Below are 23,231 nucleotides of genomic sequence, written 5' to 3' on the forward strand. Positions count from 1 at the left end.
TGTCCTTTGTGGATGCCGGGATCACGACCGTCGTCTCGCGGCTCAGAGCCGGGCGTGCGGGTAGTCCGGTGATCGGCGCTGGAACGAGAGGATGCGGGGGTTGACGATGGTTCCCTCGCGGATCTCGACGGCGCGGCGGAGGATGTCGCTGGAGTCCCAGGCGCCGGTGAGCACCGGACGCAGGTGGGGGAGCAGCGCTTCGCTGATCTCCCAGGTCGCCGAGTTCCACAGGTAGGACGGGCTGTGGTCCACGCCGTAGTAGCGCACGTGGTCGCCCACCAGGAAGTCCGGTTCGTCGAACGTAGTGGGGCGCGCCCATTCGAAGCCCATGCCCGCATCGCAGGAGACGTCCACGACCAGCGTTCCCGGGGCCACGGTGGACAGATCGGCGTTGGTGAGGAACGTCAGCGGTGCGTCGGTGTCCTGCAGCACGCAGTTGACGATGATGTCGTGTTCCGCGAGGAATCCGGCCAGCGGCACGCGGCCGTCGTCGGTGAAGGCGTGGCTGCTCGCCGGATCGGTGGCGTCGTGGTCGAAGTGGACGATCCGCGCGGAGTGGATCGGCGCGCTGACGGCGGTGACGCCGCGATTGGTGAGGATGGTGACCTCGTGCACGCCGTGTGCGTTGAGCGCCGTCACGGCGCCTCGTGCGGTCGCCCCGAAACCGATCACGACGGCGCGCAGACGCCGCCCGTAGTCACCGGTCGAACCGCTGAGCTGCAAGGCGTGCAGCACCGAGCAGTAGCCGGCGAGCTCGTTGTTCTTGTGGAAGACGTGCAGGCTGAACGAGCCGTCGGAGGTCCAGTGGTTCATCGCCTCGAAGGCGATGAGCGTCAACCGGCGTTCCACGGCCAGCTGCGTGAGCTTCTCGTCCTGGACGCAGTGCGGCCAGCCCCACAGCACCTGACCTTCGCGCAGTTGTGCGATGTCGTCGGCGATCGGCTTGAGCAGCAGGACGACGTCGCACTCCGCGATGAGCTCCTCGCGCGAACGCAGCCCTCCGACGGACGCCGCGAGTTGCGCGTCGGAGACGCCGAAGCGTTCTCCGTAGCCGTGTTCGAGGTATATGCGGCTGCGGAGGTCCGCGTCGATCCGGTCCAGGTGCAGCGGGTGCAGGGGAAGCCGGTGTTCGTTCTCCTTCTGGGTCTGGGCGATGACTCCGAGGCTGAGCTGGTCCACGTGTGTCCTGTTCCTCGATGCTGGTGACCGCGGCTCAGGAGAGCCCGGCCCGCGCTGCCGCCCCACGGACGGCGGAGAGTCAGTCGCCGCTGAGATCGGGCGGCTGGAGTGCGGTGGGCGCCGCCAGGTCGACGGTCACCCGCACGAAGGCGCTCCGCTCCCCGGTCGCGTGATTCAGCCGGGTGATGTTCGAGCAAATGGTCCGAGATGGAGCATCAGGCCATTGTGAAATCGACGATTTGTCTCCATGCTACACCAGTCGCGACAAGTGCGATCGATTTACCCGCGGGGCGGCAAATCCGCAGAAACTTTTCTGGGGATCAGCTGTGTGCGCCTGACCTGCTGAGTTGGTCTGCTGGAGCGAATTTCGGTGTTTTCGGCCTAGCTGTGCGGGATGGCTGGTCGAGGATTCGGCGGAATTGCGGTCGATGGCCGGGAGAATTGTTCACGTCTGGGCCGCTTTCAACCGGCGAGCCGCCGCTGCGGCAGGACGATCGAGGACGGGCGGTCGGCGTCGTGGAAGATCTCCACGGTGGTCGCTCGCAGTTCCGTCGCCGTGTGGGACGGGCCGCCGTCGCCCAGGTTTCGGGCGAAGTGCGGGAACGCCCCGGCCGACACCTGCACCCGGATCCGGTGCCCGCGCCGGAAGACGTGCGCGGTCGGTGACAGGTCGACGGTCACCTTCATGACCCCGTCCGGCCGCACCTTCACCAGGTCGTCGCAGATGTTCAGGGACCTGCCGCGCCCGTCCACGTCGCACAGGCGCACGAACAGGTCGCAGGACGGGCGGTCCGCGCGCAGCCACACCTCGGCCGAGATCTCGCCGATCACCTCCACGTCGGCGTCCAGCACGGCCGAGGTGAAGACCAGGACGTCGTCCCGTGCCTCGAGCTTGCGGTTGTCGACGGGTCCGGCGCCGCGGCTCTCCAGCTTCGGGCCGCCCAGCGACGGCGTCGGGTCGGCGGGGTCGTAGGTGAACGGCGTCGGTGGTGCCGGCGGGCTCGGCGCGGGACCGAGCTCGCCGCCGGGAGCGAGGTGCCAGCGCTGCCCGGTGTAGCCGGTGGGCGGCCACTGGTCGAAGTCACGCCATTCGTCCACGCCCATCACGAAGAGGCGGACCGGCGGCTTGCGCGGCGGCTCGGTGCCGCGGGCGTGGGCGGCGGCCCAGCCGATCGTGTCGCCGAGCACCGCGGTCATCCCGCCGACGTGGCCGTGCCACCACGGCCCGACCGTCAGGTGCGCGTCGCGTCCGGCCGCCCTGAGCACCTGGAAGTCGCGGAGCTGGTCGGCGAGGAAGATGTCGTACCAGCCCGCGATCGAGCTGACGGGCACGGTCACGTCGCCGACGGCGGGGGAGTGGTCCTCGTTCTTCCAGAACGGGTCGTCCTGGTCGTGGTGCAGGCAGTCCTGGTAGAACGGCCAGGCGTGGCCCAGCGCGGCGGTGTCGGCGTCGACGAGCGGCAACGTGCGCATGGCCGCTCGGAGGCGCTTGCGGCCGATGCCGAGCAGCGCACGCCAGATGCCTCCCGGGCGTTCCTGCGTCGCAGTGCTCACCGACCAGCCCAGCAGCGTCTCGACCTCGAAGCGGTCCGGTCGCAGGAACGACAGCGCGAGCCGCGACGACGTCACGTGCGGCACCATCGCCTTGACCTGCGCGGGAGCCTCCGCCGCGATGGCCCACTGGGTGTAGCCGAGGTAGCTGCTGCCGGTCAGCACCACGTCGTTCGCCCACGGTTGGTCAGCAAGCCAGCGGAGCGTCGACAGACCGTCCTCGCGTTCGTGCCGCATCGCGCGGAAGTCGCCGTCCGAGCCGAAGGTGCCCCGGCAACTGACGGTCAGGACGTGCAGGCCCCGCTCGGCGAGCGCTCGCCCGTACAGCCAGTCCAGCGGCCCGGTGCGCCCGTAAGGCGTTCGCACCACGGCGGTGGGCGCGCCACTCGACGCGTCGGCCGGCGCCCAGTGGTTCGCCAGCAGCGTCCCCCCGTCGTGGGTGGGGATCCGCAGATCCCGCTCCACGGTCACGTCGCGCGAGAGGGCAGGAGGGAGCTTCAGCAGCCGTTGACCGATCAGGCCTGCCGCCCTGCCCGCGAGGTCGAAACGAGGTCGTGTGCCCACAGTGATCTTCTTACCAGGCCCGTGCCGCGTTCACGGAAGATCATCACTCAACGCGCAGGAAGCCGGCCGCGTGCAGTCGACGGGTGGCGCCGTCGTCGATGCTGACCCTGCTGAGCGAGCCGTCGACCGCCCCGCCGACTGTCATGGCAGCGATCAACAGTGGGAACAGCACGGTGCGCACGAGCATGGCCCAGGGGGCCGCCGCGCCGATCCGGTGGCCGTTCTTGACGCGGACCAGGCGGGTTCCGGTGAGCACCGCGCCGAGCGCGCGGCCGTTGCCGAAGAACAGGCCGTAGACGAGCGGCACGCCGACCAGCAGACCGAGGATGGTCAGCAACGCCGCGTTGTCGGAGATCTCGCTGTCACGGGTGGCGAGCACGACCGCGATGAAACCGGCGAACGCGCTGAGCAGGTAGACGACGAAGTCCACGAACCAGGACAGCAGGCGCGCCCACCCGCCCGCCGTGACGTAGAAGGTCCCGTCCTCGAACGTGTCGAGCCGTTGCGCGATCCTCGAACCGAACTCTTGTTCCACGTGCTGCTTGAAAACGTCCAGCCGGCTCGGCGGCCGGTCGGAGCCGATGACGCTCATGATGCCTTCCCAGTCGTGAGGACCGAACGTAGCGGAGACGTCCCCTCGCCTGTATCGGTTGATCAACCCCTGGACGGCACCGGGATCCTGTGCGTCGCGCCTGAGGTTGGATGTCATCGAACAACCTGCGGCAGCCTCGGACCCTGTGTCACCCTCAGCGGCGGGGAGGTACCGGGGGATGTGGTGTTTCAGGTTGCTCGGACCGTTTCGGGTGGAATGCGACGGTGCCGGGGTCGCTTTGGGCACACCGCAGATGCGTACGGTGCTAGCCCTGCTCGTGTGGCACGCGAACGAGGTCGTGCCGGTCGGCCGGATGTCCGACGAGCTGTGGGGCGAGGTACCGCCGGCGTCGGCGAAGGTGCAGTTGCAGGGCATCGTCTCGCGGCTGCGGGGGCTGCTCGGCAAGGAGCGGATCGCGACCGCGGCGGCGGGGTACGTGCTGCGCTGCGCTGCGGCAGAACTCGACGTCGAGCTCGTGCGGCAGGACCTGGCGGCCGCGCGCGAGCTGATCGCGGCCGGTGACGTGGCGTTGGGTGCTACGCGGTTGCGCGAGGCGCTCAGGCGCTGGGACGGTCCCGCCGACCCGCACCTCACCGAGCCGGTGGCCGCACAGCTCGACGAGCTGCGGATGACGGTGCTGGAGGAGCGCGCCGACGCCGACCTCCTGCTCGGCGGCAGCGCCGACCTGATCGGCGAGCTCACCGCCGCCGCGGCCGAGCACCCGTTGCGCGAACGGGTGCGCGCCCAGCTGATGACCGCGCTGGCACGGCGCGGGCGGGTGTCCGAGGCGCTCGACGTGTTCCTCGCGTTCCGCCGCACCATGGTGGACGAGCTGGGCGTCGAGCCGTCGGCTCAGCTGTGCTCGCTGCACGCCCGCATCCTGCGAGGCGAACCGGGCGTGCGGCCCGCGTTTCCGGTGCCGCGCGAGGCACACCAGCCGCGTCAGCTGCCGCCGGCGCTGCCCGACTTCGTCAGTCGCGAGGAGTTGCTCACCGAGCTGACGGACGTGCTCACCGCGCCGGGCAGGGAACGCTCACCGCTCGTCGCCGTCTCAGGTGCCGCGGGGCTCGGCAAGACGGCGCTCGTCGTGCAGCTGGCACACCGGGTGCGCGAGCGTTTCCCGGACGGTCAGCTCTTCGCGACGTTGCGCGGCGACGACACGATGGCTGTGCTGCAACAGTTCCTGCGCGCGCTCGGGGTTCCCGCGGACCTCGTGCCTGGCGCGGAGGACGAGTGCTCGGCACTGCTGCGGGACCTGCTGGCCGGACGGGAGGTGTTGCTGGTCGTCGACAACGCGGCCGCCGCGCGCCAGGTGCGGCCGTTCGTGCCGGCCGAACCCGGCTGCGCGGTGCTGGTGACGAGCAGACGCACTCTCGGCGAGCTGGAGGGCGCGCGACTGGTGCGGCTGGGCCTGCTCGACGCCGGCGAGTCGGCCGAGCTGCTGACGAAGATCGTCGGAGTGCCGCCGGGCGACGCGCTGGTGGCGCACTGCGGCGGGTTGCCACTGGCGTTGCGCGTCGCGGGAGCACTGTTGCTCGACCATCCACACTGGACGGTCGACGACCTGGCCGCCCAGCTCGCCGACGAACGCACCAGGCTCGACTGGCTGGAGGTGGGCGACCTCGGCGTGCGGGCGAGCTTCGACGCGAGCTACCGGCAGCTGTCTCAGTCGCACCAGATGTTGTTCCGCCGCCTGGGTCTGCTGCCCGCCACCACGGTGCCCGGCTGGCTCGCGGCCGCACTGCTGGACGTCGGGCAGACCGGCGCGGAACGGGTGCTGGAGGACCTGGTCAGCTGGCACCTGCTGAGCACCGCCGGATGCGGCACCTCGATCCGGTACGGCATGCACGACCTGCTGCGCTGCTTCGCAGCCGAACAGGCCGAACCCGAGCAGGGTGCCGTGCTCACCCGCGCGGTCGGTGCCTGCCTCGCGATGGCGGAGTCGATGGTCGCCCGGCTGCCCGCGGGCGTGCTGAAGCCCTTGCCCGGCAATGCACTGCGTCACCACGCGGAAGCCGACGCCTGCGACCCGATCGCGTGGTTCGACACCGAACTGCCGACACTACGGGCCGTCGTCGAGACAGCGGCGGTGCGCGGTATGGCCGAACACGCCTGGGAACTGGCCGTGGTGTGCCAGCGGTACTTCGACCACTGTGGACACAACGACTCCTGATCCGTGCATCGCGCGGGCCGACCTGAGGACAGGCCGTCCCGCGCGGTGCACTGGCATTTGACCGGTTCCTAGGGGCAGGGCCGCACCGATGCCACGCGGGTACTCGGTCGGAGGTTTGCCAGACCGCCAGGGTTCACGGCGCCGATGAGGTCCCTGTAGTAGGTGCTGCGGTACAAGCACCATCGCGCATCGGTGCGGTTGTACGCACTCCTGACGACGGGCCGGGCACCTGGGGTGCCCAGATCGGGGTCACCGACCTGGAGGATGATGATCCGCTCCGTGCCGCCGACACCGGTCCACATGCAGAACCGGCTCGCGGGGCACTCGTTCCACGCGTCCGGTGACACCGGCCCGGCGACGGCAGGGGCCGCTGCGAACAGCGACCCCGCCATCACCGCGCCGGCCAGGAGCGCTGCTGCTCTGCTGGCCAGCACGATTCACCTCCGGTCAGGGGCACACCCGCAACGAGGTGATCCGGTTGCGGAACTGCACCAGCATGTTCGCCCCGCCACCAGGCCCACCGGCCGCCATCAGGGCCGTGTAGTTGGCGCCGTCGTAGTGGCACCACCGCTGACTGGTGCGGTTCATCATGCTCTCGGCGTTGTTGTTGAGCCCGCTGGGCCCGGGAGCCGCACCGAGGTTGGCGTCACCGACGGCGAAGATGCCGATCGCACCGGTGCCGTTGAGACCCGTCCAGATGCACAACCGCGCCGCGGGGCAGTCGCTGTAGGCGGCGGCCGACACGTCACCGCTCGGCTCGGTGATCTCCGGAACGGACGACGCGCTCGCGGGCATCGTCACCAGCGACGCCGCGAACGCGGCTCCGGCCAGGGCCATCAGGGTTTTGCGAATCAAGAGAACTCCCCCTTCTCAGGAAGAGGCGATCTCGCCTCCGTCACCGAGACTGGGGAACCGCGCTAACCATCCACTAACAGCGACTAACCGCGGGGCGCACCTTCAGCAGACCGCGGTTCAGGCCTTCGCCTCGCGGACGTCCTGCCCGTGCTCTGCAAAGGCCTTGAAGTCCTGCATGTGCTGCAGCGACTGCTTGCGGAAGGTGCCGGGCATCAAGAGCCCCACCAGTCGCATCAGCACGCCGCTGAACCTGTACTCGTTCTCGCTCACCCACAGCGTCGTCTCCGGGCCGATCTCGGTGAAGCGCTCGCGCGCGGCGCTCCACATGCCCTTGGCGACGATCTCGCGTTCGTAGTGGACGACGCTCTCCCTCGCGAGCCCTTGCAGGTCCACCGGTTCCCGGCGCGTGATGGTCTCGATCCCCTCGAACTTCTGCTGACCCGACTGCATCACCACTCGCGACCTGGTGCCGACCTGCCCGTGCACTCCGCTCAGCGGCTCGTGTTCCACCAGGCCCCGCAACCACTTCGGCATGTGTTCGGGGTCGGAGAGCAGCTGGACCACCCTCTCTCGTGGCAGGGCGATCTCCATCGAGAGGGTGTACTTCATGGCGCGGCGCTCCAGTTCTCGTGCGAACGGGGCGCACACTAACAGCTTTGTCGCATATGTCCTTCGAGTCGGGCGAGTGCCCTGTCCACGACAGCTGCAAGGAGTCATTCAAGATGCGAATCGGGAGCTGACAACGACTTCGCGTCTTCGCTTGATTCACCCATGTTCGCTTGTTAACGTGCACATCCGCTTGTGGCGCCGATCACACACAGGCCGTGTTCCGGCCTGCCCCGAGACCGTGGCGACCGTCAACGTTGATCCACGCGAGGAGCAGGAATGGGATTCCCGAGGTTCGCCGTGCTGGCGGTCGCGCTGTTGGCGGCGGCGTGCGGCGCACCGGCGGCCGGTCAGCAACCCGGCTCCGGCGACGGTGCGCTCGTGGGCGTCACCATGCCGACGACCAAGTCGGAGCGCTGGATCAGCGACGGCGAGAACATCAAGCGCGACCTGGAAGCGCGGGGGCACCGGGTCGACCTCCGCTACGCCGAGAACGACGTGGCCGACCAGGTGAAGCAGATCGAGGACCAGATCGCCAAGGGCGCGAAGCTCCTGATCATCGCTTCGGTGGACGGCTCGGCGCTGACCAAGCCGCTCGACACTGCCGCGAACGCCGAGATCCCGGTGATCGCCTACGACCGGCTCCTGCGCAACAGCCCGAACGTCGACTTCTACGCGACGTTCGAGAACTTCCGGGTCGGCGTCTACCAGGCCGAGTCGCTGCTCACCGGGCTGGGCCTGCGCAACCCAGACGGCAGCCCCGGCGCCGCCACGGGTCCGTTCAACATCGAACTGTTCGCCGGCTCGGCGGACGACAACAACGCGGCGTTCTTCTTCAACGGCGCCATGTCCGTGCTCCAGCCGCACCTCGACAGCGGCAAGCTGGTGGTGCGCAGCGGTCAGACGGACTTCCAGGCCGTCACGACCCTCCGGTGGGACGGCGAGACCGCCCGCAAGCGCATGGAGGAGATCCTTGGCACGACATACCGCCGTGCCAAGGTGAACGGCGTGCTCTCGCCCTACGACGGCATTTCCCTCGGCATCCTCACCGCGCTGAAGAACGGCGGCTACGGCCCCGAGTTCCCGACCGTGACCGGCCAGGACGCCGAGCTCGGCTCGGTGAAGTCCATCCTCGCCGGCCAGCAGTACTCGACGATCTACAAGGACACCCGCGAACTGGCGAAGGTCACGGCGTTGATGGCCGAGGCCGTGCTGAAGGGCCGCACGCCGCCGCAGCTGAACAACCTCAACGACTACGACAACGGCGTCAAGGTCGTCCCTGCCTTCCTGCTGAACCCGGTGAGCGTCGACAAGGGCAACTACCACAAGGTTCTCGTGGAGTCCGGGTACTACACCGACGACCAGCTCCGCTAGCCGTCACTCGAACAGCCCGTAGCCCGCGACGGCGTGTGCCCGCACGCCGTCCATGTCGAGCTCCACGCCGATGCCGGGGGTGTCGGGCAGCGTGATGTAGCCGTCCTTCACGATCGAGCCGCTCCCGTCGGGGGCGTGGACGTAGCTGTCCCACACCGCGCGCTCGTCGAGCGCGTGCCATTCCTGGACGAAGAAGTTCGGGATGGCTCCGCAGAGGTGCGACGTGGCCATCGTGCCCAAGGGTGTCGACACCAGGTGCGGTGCGAACGGGATGTAGTGCATCTCCGCGAGGTTGGCGATCTTCTTGGCTTCGGCGAGGCCGCCGCACTTCGGCACGTCCGGCTCGATGACGTCCACGGCGCCGCGTTCGAGCAGGTCGCGAAAACCCCATCGCAGGTAGAGGTTCTCGCCCGCGCAGATCGGCGTGCGGGTCTGCGCGCGCACCCGTGCGAGCGCGTCGACGTTCTCCGCCGGCAGTGGTTCCTCCAGCCACATCAGGCGGAACGGTTCGAGCTCCCACGAGATCCGGCAGGCGCTCGGCACGTCGTAGCGGGCGTGCAGGTCGATGGCCAGGTCGACGTCCGGTCCGATCGCCTCCCGGACGGCTGCCACGCGTTCGGTCATCGATCGCAGCTCGGCGGCGTTGACCGTGTGGTTGAACGCGTCGAACTTCGCGGGGTGGTGGAGGTTGTCGATGTCGAACTTGATGGCCGTGAAGCCTTCCTCGACCATCCGCTGGGCCCGGTCGACGCACCCGGCGATCGACCCCGCCGGGTCGTCGCCGTCGCCGCAGTCGGCGTAGAGGCGGATGCGGTCGCGGAACTTCCCGCCGAGCATCCGGTAGACAGGCTGGCCCGCTGCCTTGCCCGCGAGGTCCCACAGCGCGAGCTCGATGCCGGACAGGGCGATCACGAACACCCCGCCCTGGGGACCGGCGAAGACCTTGTTGCGGCGCAGCTTCTCCCAGCACCGCTCGACGTTGCGCGGGTCCTCGCCGATCAGGAGGGGTGTCAGGAACTCGATCATTCCGACGACGGCACCCGCGCCGGCATCGGGATTGGCCTCGCCGAACCCGCTGAGGCCCTCGTCGGTGTCGATCCGGACCAGCGTGGCCTGGCCGTGGTAGTCGACCACCGCCGTCGTGACGTTCACGATCCGCATTGCTCTCCCGCCGCTGGGTCGTGCAGATGAACGGAGTCTGTCGCGATGTCTAACTTGTCCTATAAGCTGATGACATGCAAAGGGGACAAGAGTCTTCGGACGCTGTCAAGGTCCGGACTCTCCCGGTGCAGGTGGCGGCACACCTGACCCGGCGCATCGTCAGCGGTGAGATCGAGGACGGCCGTGCTCCGTCGGAGCTCGACATCTCGCGTGAGTTCGGGGTGTCCCGCGTGGTGGCGCGGGAGACGCTCAAGATCCTGGCCTCGCTCGACATCGTCGAGGTCGCGCAGGGCCGCCGCGTCGTCGTGCGCCCTCCGGCCGAGTGGGACTACCTGAGCCCGTTGCTGATCGAGTGGATGCCCACGGAGATCGTCGGCGAGCTGCTGCAGGAGCTGCACCAGATGCGCGTGCTGCTCGAACCCGAACTCGCCGCGATGGCCGCGACCAGCGTCACCGGCGAGACGCTGGACCGGCTCAGGGACGAGCTCGACCGCATGGCGGCGCTCGAATCCGATCCCAACGCCTACCTCGAGGTCGACCACGAGTTCCACATGGAGATCTGCCGGGCGGCCGACAACCGCATCCTCGACCGGATCATGTACTCCGCCCGGTGGCTCGGCACGGCCAGCCGGCGCATCACCAACGAGGCGCCGGCCGCGCTGCGCAAGGCCACCTGTGACCACACGGAGATCTACGAGGCGCTCGTGGCGCGCGACCCGGCAGCTGCCCGCGCCGCGATGCGCAAGCACCTGGCCAACAACTCCAACCTCCTCGCGGAGAAGGAGCAGCAGACCAAACGGGCCGCCCGACGGCGCTAGCGCACCAGATCACCACAGCACCAGATCACCGTTCTTCAGCGCATGAACGACCCGGCAGCGCGGCCCATGCCTCGTTGTCCCGCCGGTTGCAACGTCGCCCCGTCGGTACGCGTCCGCTCGACCGGACGCGAGAGGAGTGGTCATGGAAGAGAAAACGGACTTATCCAGGCGCACTTTCCTGGGGGTGAGCGCGCTGGGCGTGCTCGGTCTCGCCGGGTGCGGGCCAGGGCCCGCACCCGCACCGCAGGTGGACGTCCAGGTGCCCCAGGCCCTGCTGGACCAGGCGGCGTCGCTGCGCGGCGGGTCGGTGGGCATGCTCTCGCAGAAGCTCTACTCCGAGGCCGCCAACCAGGCGCTGGACCGGTCGTTGCAGGTGTTCGCACAGGCCACGGGAACCACGGTCCGCAACGACCTGGTCTCCGGTGACGCCGGGGACATGGTCGCGAAGATGGACGCCGAGGTGAAGGCGGGCACCAGTCGCGACTTCGCCTTCGTGAGCGACCGGCGGTTCGTCGGCCAGCTCCACAACCTCGGCGCCCTCACCGACGTCACCGACGTGGTCGACGAGATGCGCAAGCTCTACGGGGAGCCCGCGACGGAGGCGACCACCTACTGCGTGTTCGGCGGTCGCTGGTTCGCGATCCCGTACCACTTCATCGCCTCCGCGATGTACCTGCGCAAGGACTGGTACCAGGAGAAGGGGCTCCCGCTCAAACCCCATTACACGTGGGAGGAGTTGCGCGACAACGCGTTGGCGGTCTCCGACCCGGCGAAGAAGCGCTTCGGCTGGGGTCTCACGGTGAACCGCTCCGGCGACGCCAACGGCTTCATCGCGAACGTCGTCAACTGCTACGGCGGCGCGATCGCGGACAACACCGGCACGAAGGTGGTGTTCAACTCGCCGGAGACCGTCGCCGCCGTCACGTTCATCGGCGACATCTACACGAACCCGAAGTACACGCCGATGCTGCCGCCGGGGATCGGCAGCTGGACCGACTCGAGCAACAACGAGAACTGGCTGGCCCAGATCCTGGGGCTCACGCTCAACCAGTTCAGCGTCTACGCCGACTCGAAGACCAAGAACAACCCGGTCTACGCCAACACCCACCCGTTCAACGGCGCCACCGGACCGGCGATCGACAAGCCGCTCGCGTTCGGCGAGTCCAACTCGTTCGTCGTGTTCAAGGGGGCGAAGAACCCCGATCTCGCCAAGCTGGTGGCGAAGTACATGGTCAGCGGGAGCGCGCTGCTCGGTGTCGCGAAGGGGGCACCGTGCCTGGTCAACCCCTCGTGGGACAAGGTCTGGGACTCCGACCCGTACTACACCGGCGGTGACCCGGCCTTCCCCGCGCTGCGGGAGCAGACCCGCACGCCGCTTCCGCTGACCACCAGGACCGGCTTCTCGTTCCCGCAGGCGCCGAGCCCCGGTGAGCAGGCCGCCACCGCCGCCTACCTGCTGACCGACATGATGCAGTCGGTCATCCAGGGCACCCGGCCCGCCGACGCCGTCGCCGCGACCCACGCCAGGATCGTCCAGGTCTTCGAGCAGCAGGGCTACAAGCAGTGACCATCCTGCGTGAGCGGCCGGCGCCGGTTCGTCCGGCGCCGCGCGGGTCGTCCTCGCTCACCAGGTCGCAGCGGCTGCTCGGACGCGACTGGCGCCTCGCCGCGGTGTTCATCGGGCCGACGCTGCTGCTGGTCTCGGGCCTGATCCTGTTCCCGATCGTCAGCTCGGTCCTCACCAGCACGACGGAACGCCACGGTGCGGAGACGGTCTTCGTCGGGCTGGACAACTACACCGCCCTCATCAACGACGCCGTGTTCCACAAGGGCGTGCTCAACTCGTTCGTCTTCACCGCGTACGCCGAGATCTTCAAGGTGGTCCTCGGCCTCATCGCGGCGTTGATGCTGCACCACATGCGCCGCGGCCGGGCGATCATCGCCGGCGTGATCCTGTTGCCGTGGGTGGTGCCGACGGTCGTCACGGCCTTCACCTGGCGGTCGTTGTTCGACCCGATCTTCGGCAGCGTCAACGTCCTGCTCACCGACTCGGGCATCGGGCCGGCCCTCGCGGCGACCGGGCTCGTCGACAGGTGGCCTGCGGAGTGGTTGTCCGATCCAGCGCTCGCGATGCCGGCGGTCATCCTGGTCAACGTCTGGAAGGGCATCCCGTTCTTCACGGTGACGTTCCTCGCCGGACTCAAGGCGATCGACAGCGGTCTCTACGAAGCGGCCATTGTGGACGGTGCCTCGCCGTGGCAGCGCTTCAAGCACATCACGCTGCCGGGGCTGCGTCACATCATGATCGTGACGGTGCTGCTGTCGTCGATCTGGACGTTCAACAACTTCGACCTGATCTGGCTGATGACCCAGGGCGGGCCGGGGGACGCCACCGCCCCGTACGTGATGGTGGCCTACTCGAAGGCCATCCAGCAGTTGCAGCTGGGCGCGGGCGCGGCGGTCACGCTGGTGATGCTGCCGATCATCGGCATCCTCGTGGTGATCCTCGTGCGCATGATGCGGCGCAGTGATCTCCCGGGCACGGGCGACCTGGGCCGCAGGAGGCTGACCCCCGCTCAGCGCAGGGCGTTGCCGTGGGTGGTCGTCGTGGCCTCGGTGCTCGTCCTGGTCTGGGCTTCGCCGCACATCGTGTGGAAGGCCGCGCTCGTGCTGGGCGTGTTCGTGGTGCTCGCGGCCGGCGTCGGACGGGTCGTCTCCGTGCTCGCCGCGCGGGGGAACCGGCTGGCCGCCCGCGTGGTCGGCGGCACCGGCAGCGGGATCGCGCTCGTGGGCCTGCTGGGCTTCGTGCTCGCCCCGCTCTACTGGATGACGGTCACGGCCTTCAAGTCCGACAACCAGATCGTCGCGCGCACCGACGACCTCTGGCCGACGCCGTGGAGCACCGAGCAGTTCACCAACCTGTTCTCGGGCAGGGCGTTCGGCACCTGGTACGTCAACACGATCCTGGTGTCGGTGGCGTCCACCCTGATCGCCCTGGTCTGCGCGGCACTGGCGGGCTATGCGCTGGCACGGCTGAAGTTCCGGGGTTCGGAGAGCTTCACGGTGACGATCCTGCTCACCTACGTGATGCCGGGCGCGCTGCTGTTCATCCCGCTGTACCAGATGATGAGCGGGATCGGGCTCAACGACTCGTTGTGGGCGCTCGTGCTCGCGTACCCGACGTTCACCCTGCCGTTCGCGACGTGGCTGCTCGTCGGCTACTTCAAGTCGATCCCGGCCGACCTCGAGGAGGCCGCGCTGGTCGACGGCTGCACGCGGTTCGGGGCGTTCATCCGGATCGTGCTGCCGCTGGCCAAGCCGGGGCTGCTCGCGGTCGCGCTGTTCACGCTCACCAACGCGTGGAACGAGTTCCTGTTCGCCTTCGTGTTCATCACCAAGGACGGCTACAAGACGCTGCCCGTCGGCATGCAGTCGATGATCTTCGGTGACGTCGTGCCGCAGGGACAGCTGGCGGCGGCCTCGCTGCTGATCAGCATCCCGGTCGTGACCATGTACGCGTTCGGGCAGCGGTTCCTGACCGAGGGCCTCACCGCGGGGGCCGTGAAGGGATGAGCGAGACGCCGGCGATCACGGAGGAGCACGTCGCGACGGGGTCCCGGCCGAGCGACCTGCGCATCACCGACCTGCGGGTCGCCAACGTGGCCGGCGTGCCGTTCCGCTCGTCGATCATCAGGATCGACACCAACCAGGGGCTGGCCGGCTACGGGGAGGTGCGCGACCAGGCCAGCGCCACCTACGCGCTCGTGCTCAAGAGCCGGCTCGTCGGCGAGAACCCCTGCAACGTCGACAAGATCTTCCGCAAGATCAAGCAGTTCGGGCACCACGGCCGTCAGGGAGGCGGGGTCTCCGGCGTCGAGATGGCGCTGATGGACCTCGCCGGCAAGGCCTACGGGGTGCCCGCGCACGCGTTGATCGGGGGCCGGTTCCGGGACGAGATCCGGTGCTACGCGGACACTCCGTCGCTGCCGGACCCGCACGCGATGGGCGCCCGGCTGCTGGAGCGCAAGCAGCGCGGGTTCACGATGCTGAAGATGGACGTGGGCATCGACCTGCTGTGGGACGTGCCGGGGGCGCTGATCGCGCCGCCGGGCGCCCGCGCGGACCTGACGACGATGCACCCGTTCACCGGCATCCAGGTCACCGCGAAGGGCGCCGACCACCTGGCGTCCTATGTGGACGTAGTGCGTTCCGTCGTCGGCTACGACGTCGCGCTCGCCGCCGACCACTTCGGCCACATCGCCCTCGACTCCTGCATCCGCATCGGCCGCGCGCTGGAACCGTTCACCCTGGCGTGGATCGAGGACCTGATCCCGTGGCAGCTGACCGACCAGTGGCGCCGGCTCACCTCGGCGGTCGCCGTCCCGACGTGCACGGGGGAGGACATCTACCTGCTCGACGGTTTCCGGCCGCTGCTCGACGCCGGTGCCATCCGCGTCGTGCACCCCGACCCGGCGACGGCGGGAGGAATCGCGGAGACCAAGCGGCTCGGCGACTACGCGCAGGAACGCGGGATCCCGATGGCGTTGCACCTCGCGGCGTCACCGATCGCGACGATGGCGTGCGTGCACCTGGCCGCCGCCACGGAGAACTTCCTCGCACTCGAACACCACGCGACCGAGGTGGAGTTCTGGAGCGACCTCGTCACCGGCCTGCCCCGGCCGCTGATCCAGAACGGCCACATCACGGTGCCGGACACACCAGGACTGGGATTCGGCGACGTCGACGAGGAACTGCTGCGGCGCCACCTCGACCCGCGCGACCCGGTGTTCTTCGCCGAAACGACGCACTGGGACGCGGAGTCGAGCCACGACCGGTTGTGGAGTTGAGTCAAGCCGGGTCCTGCTCGGCACGCCACCGTTCGTACTCGGGCCGCGCCTCCTCCGACAGCGGGTAGTACCGCCGCAGGTCGCCGCCCTCGGACAGCCGGATCCGGGAGAACTCCTCCCATTCCGCGTGTTCCTGAGCGACCGCCAGGACAGCGGGTGCGAGCTTGACCGGCACCACGACCGCCCCGTCGTCGTCCGCGACGACGATGTCACCCGGCACGACGAGCGTGCCACCGCATGCCACCGGCACGTTGACGGCGGCCGGGACGATGTCGGTCTGGGCGTGGTAGTTCGGTGTGGCGCCTCGGATCCACAGCCCGAGGCCGAGCTGCTTGGCCTCACCGATGTCGCGCAGGCACCCGTCGATCACCACACCGGCGCCGCCGCGGCCCTTGAAGTAGGTCAGCATCATCTCGCCGAACACACCGCTGCTCATGTCACCGCGTGCGTCGACGACGATCATGTCGCCGGGCTGGGCGTGGTACATGACGTGCCGGTGCAGCTGCTTCTCCGGCTCCTCGTACTCGTCGACGGGGTAGAGGTCCTCCCGCTTCGGCAGGAACTGCAGTGTCAGCGCCGGTCCGGCCACGCGCACGCCGGGCGTCACCGAGACCGGGCCGCGGATGAACGCGCTGCGGATGCCCATGCGGCTGAGCTCGGCGCTGGCCGTCGCACTGCCGATGGCCGCGAGGCCCGCACTCAGTTCGGCGGGCGGGCGAACGATGTCGTGCGTCTCGACCACGTCGGTAGCTCCCTCGGACCGCGCTGACCATCGGAGAGTTCGATGATCCAAGCCTAGTCCGCCGAACCCCTGCGAGGTAAGGAAAGTCGATGGCGCGATCTTTCGCTTCGGAGACGGTGGCGACGGGCGCCGACACCGACTATGGTCTCTGTCATACTCCCGAGCCACGGGCGGCGCGATGAGCGAGCAAGGCAGGCGCGGCACCAAGCAGCGGATGCTGGACAGCGCGGTGCTGCTGCTGCGGGAACGTGGCGCCGCCGGCGTGACGGTCGACGCGGTGCTGGCGCACAGTGGTGCGCCACGGGGTTCCGTCTACCACCACTTTCCCGGTGGCAGGAACGAGATGGTCCTGGATGCGGTCCGCCAGGCCGGCGACTACATCACCGCCATGGTCAGCGAGTCGGCGGCCGAGGGCGACGTCGGGAAGACGCTGGAGCGTCTCGTCGTTTTCTGGAAGCGGGCGCTGACCGGGACCGGCTACCGGGCGGGCTGTCCCGTCGCCGCGATGACCCTGGACAGCCGCGACCTCGTCCCCGACGCCGGTGACGTGGTGCGGGAGATCTTCACCAGCTGGCAGACCAGCCTCGTGAAAGCGTTGACCGGCAACGGGTTCGCGGCACAACGCGCACAGCGGCTGGCGACGCTGGTCGTGTCCGCGATCGAGGGAGCGGTCATCCTCTGTCGCGCTCACCGTGATCTGGGCCCACTCGACGACGTGCTCGCCGAGATCGCGCCCCTGCTCGAGCGACGAGACTAGGAGCCTGGCCCATGTGGAAACCCAGCGCCTGCATCCTCTGCGAGTGCAACTGCGGGATCGAGGTCCTCGTCGGTGACGACGGCCGGTCGTTCGACAAGATCCGCGGCGACAAGCTCCACCCCGCGTCGGCCGGCTACACCTGCAACAAGGCGCTGCGCCTCGACCTGCACCAGAACGGTGACACGGGCCGGATCACGCACCCGCTGCGCCGGCGGCCCGACGGCACCTTCGAGGAGATCGACTGGGACACCGCGATCAATGAGATCGCGGCAGGTCTGGGCGAGGTTCGCGACACCTTCGGCGGGGAGGCGATCTTCTACTACGGCGGTGGCGGTCAGGGCAACCACCTCGGCGGCGCGTACTCGCCCGCCACGCTGGCCGCGTTCGGTGCCCGGTACCGCTCGTCCGCGCTCGCGCAGGAGAAGACCGGCGAGTTCTGGGTCAGCGCCCGCATGCTCGGCACCATGACCCGCGCGGACTTCGAGCACTGCGAGGTCGCGCTGTTCGTCGGCAAGAACCCCTACCAGTCGCACGGTTTCCCGCGCGCCCGCTCGGTGCTCAAGGAGATCGCCAAGGACCCGGCCCGGTCGATGATCGTGATCGACCCCGTGCGGACCGAGACGGCCGAACTGGCCGACTTCCACCTCCAGGTCAAGCCGGGCACCGATCTCTACCTGCTGACGGCGCTGGCCGCCGTGCTCGTGCAGGAGGACCTGATCGCCGCGGACTGGCTCGCCGAGCACACGGACGGCCTCGACGCCGTCACCGCTGTCCTGCGGCAGGTGCCCGTCGGCGACTACTGCGCCGTCGCCGACGTCGAGGAGGCGCTGGTGCGGGCGGTCGCCGCCCGGATCGCCGCCGCGGACTCCGTGGCCGTGTTCGAGGACCTCGGGGTCCAGATGAACCGCGACTCCACGCTCGTGAGCTACGTCGAGAAGCTGGTCTGGCTGCTCACCGGCAACTTCGGCAAGCAGGGCGCCCAGTACGTGCCCTCCAGCCTGGTGCCGATCGGTCGCGACCGCGGGCACGCCGGCGACGAGGGACCGCGCAGCCCGGTCGCGGGCGCGCGGATCATCAGCGGCCTGGTGCCGTGCAACGTGATCGCGGAGGAGATCCTCACCGACCACCCGGCCCGCTACCGGGCGATGCTGGTCGAGAGCGCGAACCCCGCGCACTCCCTGGCCGACTCGGCCCGGATGCGGGAAGCGCTCGCCGCACTGGAGCTCGTGGTCGTCATCGACATCGCGATGACCGAGACCGCACGGCTGGCGGACTACGTGCTGCCGGCGCCGACGCAGTTCGAGAAGTTCGAGGCCACGTTCTTCAACTTCGACTTCCCGCGCAACATCTTCCACCTGCGACACCCCGTGGTGCCCGCACCGCAGGGCGTGCTGCCCGAGCCGGAGATCCACGCCCGTCTCGTCGAGGCCTCCGGCGCGCTCACCGAAAACGACTACGCACCACTGCGTGCGGCCGCACAGGCTGGACGAGCCGAGTTCGCGCAGGCGTTCCTCTCCGCACTCGCGGATCCGGTGAAACGGCGGCTCGCGTCCGTTCTGCTGTACCGCACGCTCGGCCCGACGCTGCCGCACGACGCCTCGGCAGCCGCGGTGCTGTGGATGGCCGCGCACGAGTGCGCCCGCAAGAACCCGGCCGGAGTCGAGAAAGCGGGCTACGGGTCCGGGCTCGAGGCGGGGGAGCGGCTCTTCGAGGCGATCGTGAACGGTGCGCACGGCGTGCACATCACCGACGACGAGTACGACGTCTCGTGGCGGCGCCTGCGCGGAGAGCGGATCAACCTCGCTGTGCCGGAACTGCTCGCCGCGGTGGCCGCGCTGGGTGACAGGCCTGTCCCGCGACAGGACCCGGACTGGCCGTTCGTGCTGTCCGCGGGAGAACGACGCGCCTTCACCGCCAACACGATCATGCGCGACCCCAGCTGGCGACGGCGCGACCCGGACGGCCGCCTGCGCATGAGCGTCACCGACGCGACGAGGCTCGGCGTCACGACCGGCGACCGGGTCAAGCTCACGACCCGGCGCGGCAGCGCGGAGGTGTCCGTGGACGCCACGGACACCATGCGCTCCGGGCACATCTCGCTTCCCAACGGCTTCGGGCTCACGGTGAAGGAGCGCACGGGCGTCGCTCCCAACGAGCTCACCGCCGCGGAGGACCGTGACGAGTGGGCCGGCACGCCGTGGCACAAGCACGTGCCGGCCCGGCTCGAACCGCTCGGGTGAAGGGTTCTTCCTGGGTGCGCCGCACCCGGGAAGAGCGAGGCCTGGCCGCCTGAGCCAAAGGCTCGCAGGATCAGGAGCGTGACGAACCGAGTGAACGACCAGAAGACCCAGGACAACGTCGACGTGGTGGGCATGTGGGTCACCGCGGACGGCCACATCCGCCAGGAGCTGCGCGCCGACGGCAGGTACGACGAGGCCCGCGGCAGCCGCGCCAGTGCGTACACCGGCAGCTACACGGTGACCGGTGCGCACCTCGACTACGTCGATGACACCGGGTTCACCGCCACCGGCGACGTGCGCGACGGAGTGCTCTACCACGAGCACCTGGTCCTCTACCGCGAGATCTCCGCATGAGCTCAGCCAGGCCGCTCCCACGCCTGGCGTTCCGCGCCGCGCGGGTCGTCGACCGTGCCGCTGTCCAGGTCGAACCGCATGGTGGTGCGCCGGTTCTCGGTGTAGCGCGGCCAGCCGGGATCTCCGGTGCGGGCGAAGCGAACCCAGCTGTCGTGGACCCGCGTGACGAGAGACGACGGTGCTTCGTCCTCGCCGAGCAGCCTGTTCGGCCCGCGCAAGGCGGGAAGGCCGGTCCGCGCGAACACGAACGGGAGCTCGACCGTGTGCGTGGCGCCGAGCACGGGTGACCGCCACGCGAACTCGTAGGCGAAAGCCCGGGAGTGACGGGCGTGCGCCTCGGTGAGCGCCCAGGTGCCCGCGCCGAACAGGGCGTCGCCCAGGACGGCGGACCGGATCTCGCCGCCGGTGGCCGCCGGCCGCTGTTCGCGGTAGGTCCTGACCAGCCGCAGGGGGTCCGGGTGCGCCTTGGCCGCGACGGCGTCCACGTCGGCGCTGGTCGAGCTGTCGTACTTGCCGAACGGGACCAGGTAGAGGTTGCCCTCCTCAGTGTTCGTGCCGATGAGCAGATCGACCTCGGCGACGGGGGCGTCCGCCGGTTGCGTGTCGAGGACCAGGCTGAACGGGCTCAGCCCCACCAGCGGATCGGTGTGCGTTGCTGTGCGCAGGTCGATGCCCGCGAGCTTGGACGCCGTCTCCACGAGACGCTCGTCGGAGATCCCCGCGAAGGCGTCGGCGCTCGCCTCGACGCCGAGGAGTTCGGCGGCGGCGCGGGTGACGAGGGCCGCCTGCTCGGATGAGAAGGCACCCAGACCGCTTCCACTTTGGACGATCGCGCGCCGGAACAACCCGGTGGCCTCAGGCGCGGCCAGCAGCCCGCCGACGATGGTCGCCCCGGCGGACTGGCCGAACACCGTGACGGTGCCGGGATCGCCGCCGAACCCGGCGACGTTGTCCCGCACCCAGCGCAGGGCCGCGACCACGTCGAGCAGGCCGCGGTTGGCCGGTGCGCCGGGAACGTCGAGGAACCCGGCGACACCGAGGCGGTAGTTCACGGTGACGAGCACGACGCCGTCACGGGCGAACGCCGACCCGTCGTACAGCTCGGCGCGTCCGGAGCCGGCGACGAAGCCGCCACCGTGCACGAACACCATGACGGGCAGGCCGGTGGCGGCGGGATCCGGCGTCCAGACGTTGACGGTCAGGTAGTCCTCGCCGCGGTGCCAGCCCTCGCCGAAGTAGGCGCGCAGGTCCATGTTGCCGAGCAGGCGCGGCGCCTGCGGGGCGGTGGGCCCGAACTCGGTGGCATCGCGCACGTCCCGCCACGGCTCGTGCTCCGCAGGTGCCGCGAACCGGCTGGCACCGGAGGGCGCGGCGGCGTACGGGATGCCGAGGAAGGCGGCGATCCCGTCGCGGCTCAGCCCGCGCACGGCACCTCGGGTGGTGACGACCTCCATCGGCCTCACCTCTGCTCGTAGGGGGAGAAGGAGGCCCAGTCCTTGATGGCGAACGTGTCCGCGTCGCGCGCGACCTCCACGGCGCCCCCGCCGGGGAAGTGCGCAGGGAACACCAGCGTGCGGGTGTCCGCGGCCTCGCCCAGGATCCTGCGGCGGGTGGCGCGGGCCTCGGCGGGGTCCTCGCAGAAGCAGCTGTTGGCGTCCGGTTCGAAGATCTGTGCCGGGGCGTGCACCAGGTCGCCGACGAACACCGCGCGGTCGGTGCCGGAGGCGAGGGTCAGGACGCTGGAGCCCGGCGTGTGGCCGGGTGCCGGTTCCAGGCGCAGGTTGGCGTCGATCTGGTGGCCGCGCTCCCACAGGTGCGCCAGACCGGCCTGGTGCACGGGGGCGACGCTGTCCTCGAAGACGTTCTGGTTGCCGCGGCCGAGCACGGCCGTCCGGTCGTTGGCGGGGTTCCAGAAGTCGAAGTCGTCCTTCGGCATCAGGTAGGTGGCGTTGGGGAAGGTCGGCACCCAGGCGCGGTCCTCGAGGCGGGTGTTCCAGCCGACGTGGTCGACGTGCAGGTGGGTGTTGACGACGACGTCCACGTCCTCGGGGCGGACGCCGGCGCGGGCGAGGTTGCCGAGGAAGTCCGTGGAGAGATGGCTCCACACCGCGGCGTAAGGACGCTCCTTGTGGTTGCCGACCCCGGTGTCGACCAGGATCGTCCTGCCCTCGCTGCGCAACAGCCACGTCTGGACGGCGGCCCGCACGTTCCCGGTGACGGGGTCGAGGAACTCCGGCTCCGTGTCCTCCCAGACCTGCCGCGAGCTCTCGGGGAAGAAGACGTCGGGCGTCATCTTCACCGAGCCGTAGTACTCCCACACACGGGTGACGGAGACGTCACCCAGTTCGATCGTGTCCATGCCGTCGATGCTGCGAACTCCGGCCGTGGGCAACCAGACCCGCCCTTGCCTACCACTGGCGTGGTCAGGCTCGGCGCGGCCGGTGTGCGCATACTGGCCGGATGAGCGGACAGGGACAGCTCGCCGAGTACCTCCAGGCCTGCCGGGCGCGCCTGCGACCGGACCAGGTCGGCCTCCCGACCTACGGCGAACGGCGACGCGTTCCCGGTCTGCGTCGCGAGGAGGTCGCCGGCCTGGCCGGCGTCAGCGCCTCCTACTACATCCGGCTGGAGCAAGGACAGGCGCTGCACGCGTCGCAGGAGGTCGTGGCCGCACTGGCCCGGGCGTTGCAACTGAACCCGGACGAACACGCCCACCTCCGCGAACTGGCCCAGCCTCGACGCCACCGGGCCGCGCCGAAACCACCGCCCGAACGCGTCTCGCCCGACACCGCCGAACTCCTCGCCACCCTGACCCAACCGGCGATCCTGCTGGGCAGGCGCGGCGACGTGCTGGCGTGGAACCCGTTGGGCCACGCCTTCTTCGCGGGCCACCTCGACCAGTCCAGTCCCCAACGCCCCGCCGACCGTCCGAACATGACCAAGCTGGTCTTCCTCGACGCGCACACCCGCGCCCTCTACGAGAACTGGGCGGTCAAGGCCCGTGCGGTGGTGGGCAACCTCCGCCTCACCGCAGGCAAGTATCCGGAAGACCGCGAGCTGAGCGCCCTCGTGGGCGAGTTGGCGACCCGCAGTCCCGAGTTCGCGACGATGTGGGCGGACCACCGGGTGCGCGCGTGCGACAGCACCGCGCACCGGATGCACCACCCCATCGCGGGAGAGATCACGGTGAAGCAGCAGACACTCCGCCTCCCGCACGCCCCGGACCAGACGCTGACCGTGGTGACGACGCAACCCGGATCGGCCGCACAGGCCGCGCTCACGTTGCTCGGGCAGGCCGTGGCGATGGGACCGTTCGAAGATCCGTTGCCAATGGACTTCGCGGTGCCGGGACCGGTGACCTCCCCGGATCCACAGGGCCGTCACTTGCTGTGACACCACGCTCACCGGCGGAAATGTG

At 69.5% G+C, this 23,231-nt stretch carries 20 protein-coding genes; 10 read left to right on the forward strand and 10 right to left on the reverse strand.

Features of this window, described 5'->3' with window-relative positions:
• Positions 1–42: 42 nt before the first annotated feature.
• The 3 genes from LX88_RS21255 to LX88_RS21265 all read right to left on the reverse strand — a co-directional run bounded on the left by LX88_RS21255 (position 43) and on the right by LX88_RS21265 (position 3,886).
• Entirely contained in the window at positions 43–1,179 is a 1,137-nt protein-coding gene (locus LX88_RS21255) for a N(5)-(carboxyethyl)ornithine synthase (RefSeq protein WP_258949533.1), read from the reverse strand.
• A 462-nt stretch (positions 1,180–1,641) separates the two neighbouring features.
• Entirely contained in the window at positions 1,642–3,294 is a 1,653-nt protein-coding gene (locus LX88_RS21260) for a CocE/NonD family hydrolase (protein WP_258949534.1), read from the reverse strand.
• A 43-nt stretch (positions 3,295–3,337) separates the two neighbouring features.
• Positions 3,338–3,886 (reverse strand): RDD family protein, encoded by a 549-nt coding sequence (locus LX88_RS21265; RefSeq protein WP_258949535.1) that lies wholly within the window; start codon positions 3,884–3,886, stop codon positions 3,338–3,340.
• Between the two features lie 253 nt (positions 3,887–4,139).
• On the opposite strand from LX88_RS21265, the gene LX88_RS21270 reads away from it, so the two are divergent.
• On the forward strand, positions 4,140–6,059 hold the full coding sequence (locus LX88_RS21270) for an AfsR/SARP family transcriptional regulator (protein ID WP_258949536.1): 1,920 nt from the start codon (positions 4,140–4,142) through the stop codon (positions 6,057–6,059).
• A gap of 68 nt (positions 6,060–6,127) precedes the next feature.
• Here LX88_RS21270 and LX88_RS21275 read toward each other — a convergent pair whose 3' ends face one another.
• The 3 genes from LX88_RS21275 to LX88_RS21285 form a co-directional block, all read right to left on the reverse strand.
• A complete protein-coding gene (locus LX88_RS21275; protein ID WP_258949537.1) occupies positions 6,128–6,493 on the reverse strand; it encodes a peptidase inhibitor family I36 protein in 366 nt (121 codons plus the stop codon).
• 13 nt (positions 6,494–6,506) lie between these two features.
• Positions 6,507–6,914, reverse strand: a complete 408-nt coding sequence (locus tag LX88_RS21280) for a peptidase inhibitor family I36 protein (protein ID WP_258949538.1) — start codon at positions 6,912–6,914, stop codon at positions 6,507–6,509.
• Positions 6,915–7,031: 117 nt separating this feature from the next.
• Positions 7,032–7,523 carry an SRPBCC family protein gene (locus LX88_RS21285; protein ID WP_258949539.1) on the reverse strand — a complete coding sequence of 164 codons (492 nt, stop codon included), beginning with the start codon at positions 7,521–7,523 and terminating at the stop codon, positions 7,032–7,034.
• 276 nt (positions 7,524–7,799) lie between these two features.
• Between LX88_RS21285 and chvE the strand changes: the two genes are divergently transcribed.
• Positions 7,800–8,894: a multiple monosaccharide ABC transporter substrate-binding protein gene (gene chvE, locus LX88_RS21290; protein ID WP_258949540.1), complete on the forward strand. Its 1,095-nt coding sequence runs from the start codon at positions 7,800–7,802 to the stop codon at positions 8,892–8,894.
• 3 nt (positions 8,895–8,897) lie between these two features.
• Here chvE and LX88_RS21295 read toward each other — a convergent pair whose 3' ends face one another.
• Positions 8,898–10,055 carry a mandelate racemase/muconate lactonizing enzyme family protein gene (locus tag LX88_RS21295; RefSeq protein WP_258949541.1) on the reverse strand — a complete coding sequence of 386 codons (1,158 nt, stop codon included), beginning with the start codon at positions 10,053–10,055 and terminating at the stop codon, positions 8,898–8,900.
• Between the two features lie 74 nt (positions 10,056–10,129).
• On the opposite strand from LX88_RS21295, the gene LX88_RS21300 reads away from it, so the two are divergent.
• The 4 genes from LX88_RS21300 to LX88_RS21315 all read left to right on the forward strand — a co-directional run bounded on the left by LX88_RS21300 (position 10,130) and on the right by LX88_RS21315 (position 15,720).
• Positions 10,130–10,873: a FadR/GntR family transcriptional regulator gene (locus tag LX88_RS21300; RefSeq protein ID WP_258949542.1), complete on the forward strand. Its 744-nt coding sequence runs from the start codon at positions 10,130–10,132 to the stop codon at positions 10,871–10,873.
• A gap of 142 nt (positions 10,874–11,015) precedes the next feature.
• Entirely contained in the window at positions 11,016–12,440 is a 1,425-nt protein-coding gene (locus LX88_RS21305) for an ABC transporter substrate-binding protein (protein WP_258949543.1), read from the forward strand.
• Positions 12,437–14,446: an ABC transporter permease gene (locus LX88_RS21310; protein ID WP_258949544.1), complete on the forward strand. Its 2,010-nt coding sequence runs from the start codon at positions 12,437–12,439 to the stop codon at positions 14,444–14,446. Before LX88_RS21305 ends, LX88_RS21310 begins: the two co-directional genes overlap by 4 nt.
• Positions 14,443–15,720 carry a mandelate racemase/muconate lactonizing enzyme family protein gene (locus LX88_RS21315; protein ID WP_258949545.1) on the forward strand — a complete coding sequence of 426 codons (1,278 nt, stop codon included), beginning with the start codon at positions 14,443–14,445 and terminating at the stop codon, positions 15,718–15,720. Before LX88_RS21310 ends, LX88_RS21315 begins: the two co-directional genes overlap by 4 nt.
• A 1-nt stretch (position 15,721) precedes the next feature.
• Here the strand turns inward: LX88_RS21315 and LX88_RS21320 are convergent, their stop codons facing one another.
• Positions 15,722–16,462, reverse strand: a complete 741-nt coding sequence (locus LX88_RS21320) for a ribonuclease activity regulator RraA (protein WP_258949546.1) — start codon at positions 16,460–16,462, stop codon at positions 15,722–15,724.
• A gap of 178 nt (positions 16,463–16,640) precedes the next feature.
• Between LX88_RS21320 and LX88_RS21325 the strand changes: the two genes are divergently transcribed.
• The 3 genes from LX88_RS21325 to LX88_RS21335 all read left to right on the forward strand — a co-directional run bounded on the left by LX88_RS21325 (position 16,641) and on the right by LX88_RS21335 (position 19,813).
• Positions 16,641–17,219: a TetR/AcrR family transcriptional regulator gene (locus tag LX88_RS21325; RefSeq protein ID WP_258949547.1), complete on the forward strand. Its 579-nt coding sequence runs from the start codon at positions 16,641–16,643 to the stop codon at positions 17,217–17,219.
• 11 nt (positions 17,220–17,230) lie between these two features.
• Positions 17,231–19,459: a molybdopterin-dependent oxidoreductase gene (locus tag LX88_RS21330; protein ID WP_258949548.1), complete on the forward strand. Its 2,229-nt coding sequence runs from the start codon at positions 17,231–17,233 to the stop codon at positions 19,457–19,459.
• Between the two features lie 132 nt (positions 19,460–19,591).
• Positions 19,592–19,813 (forward strand): Atu4866 domain-containing protein, encoded by a 222-nt coding sequence (locus LX88_RS21335; RefSeq protein ID WP_258949676.1) that lies wholly within the window; start codon positions 19,592–19,594, stop codon positions 19,811–19,813.
• A gap of 2 nt (positions 19,814–19,815) precedes the next feature.
• Here the strand turns inward: LX88_RS21335 and LX88_RS21340 are convergent, their stop codons facing one another.
• Positions 19,816–21,267, reverse strand: a complete 1,452-nt coding sequence (locus LX88_RS21340) for a carboxylesterase/lipase family protein (protein ID WP_258949549.1) — start codon at positions 21,265–21,267, stop codon at positions 19,816–19,818.
• A gap of 5 nt (positions 21,268–21,272) precedes the next feature.
• Positions 21,273–22,172, reverse strand: coding sequence for an MBL fold metallo-hydrolase (locus tag LX88_RS21345; protein WP_258949550.1), 900 nt, complete (start codon positions 22,170–22,172; stop codon positions 21,273–21,275).
• A gap of 101 nt (positions 22,173–22,273) precedes the next feature.
• On the opposite strand from LX88_RS21345, the gene LX88_RS21350 reads away from it, so the two are divergent.
• Complete coding sequence (locus tag LX88_RS21350; RefSeq protein ID WP_258949551.1) at positions 22,274–23,206, forward strand: helix-turn-helix transcriptional regulator; 933 nt, start codon at positions 22,274–22,276, stop codon at positions 23,204–23,206.
• Positions 23,207–23,231 lie beyond the last annotated feature (25 nt).

Source organism: Lentzea californiensis (assembly GCF_024648825.1).
GTDB lineage: Bacteria > Actinomycetota > Actinomycetes > Mycobacteriales > Pseudonocardiaceae > Lentzea > Lentzea californiensis.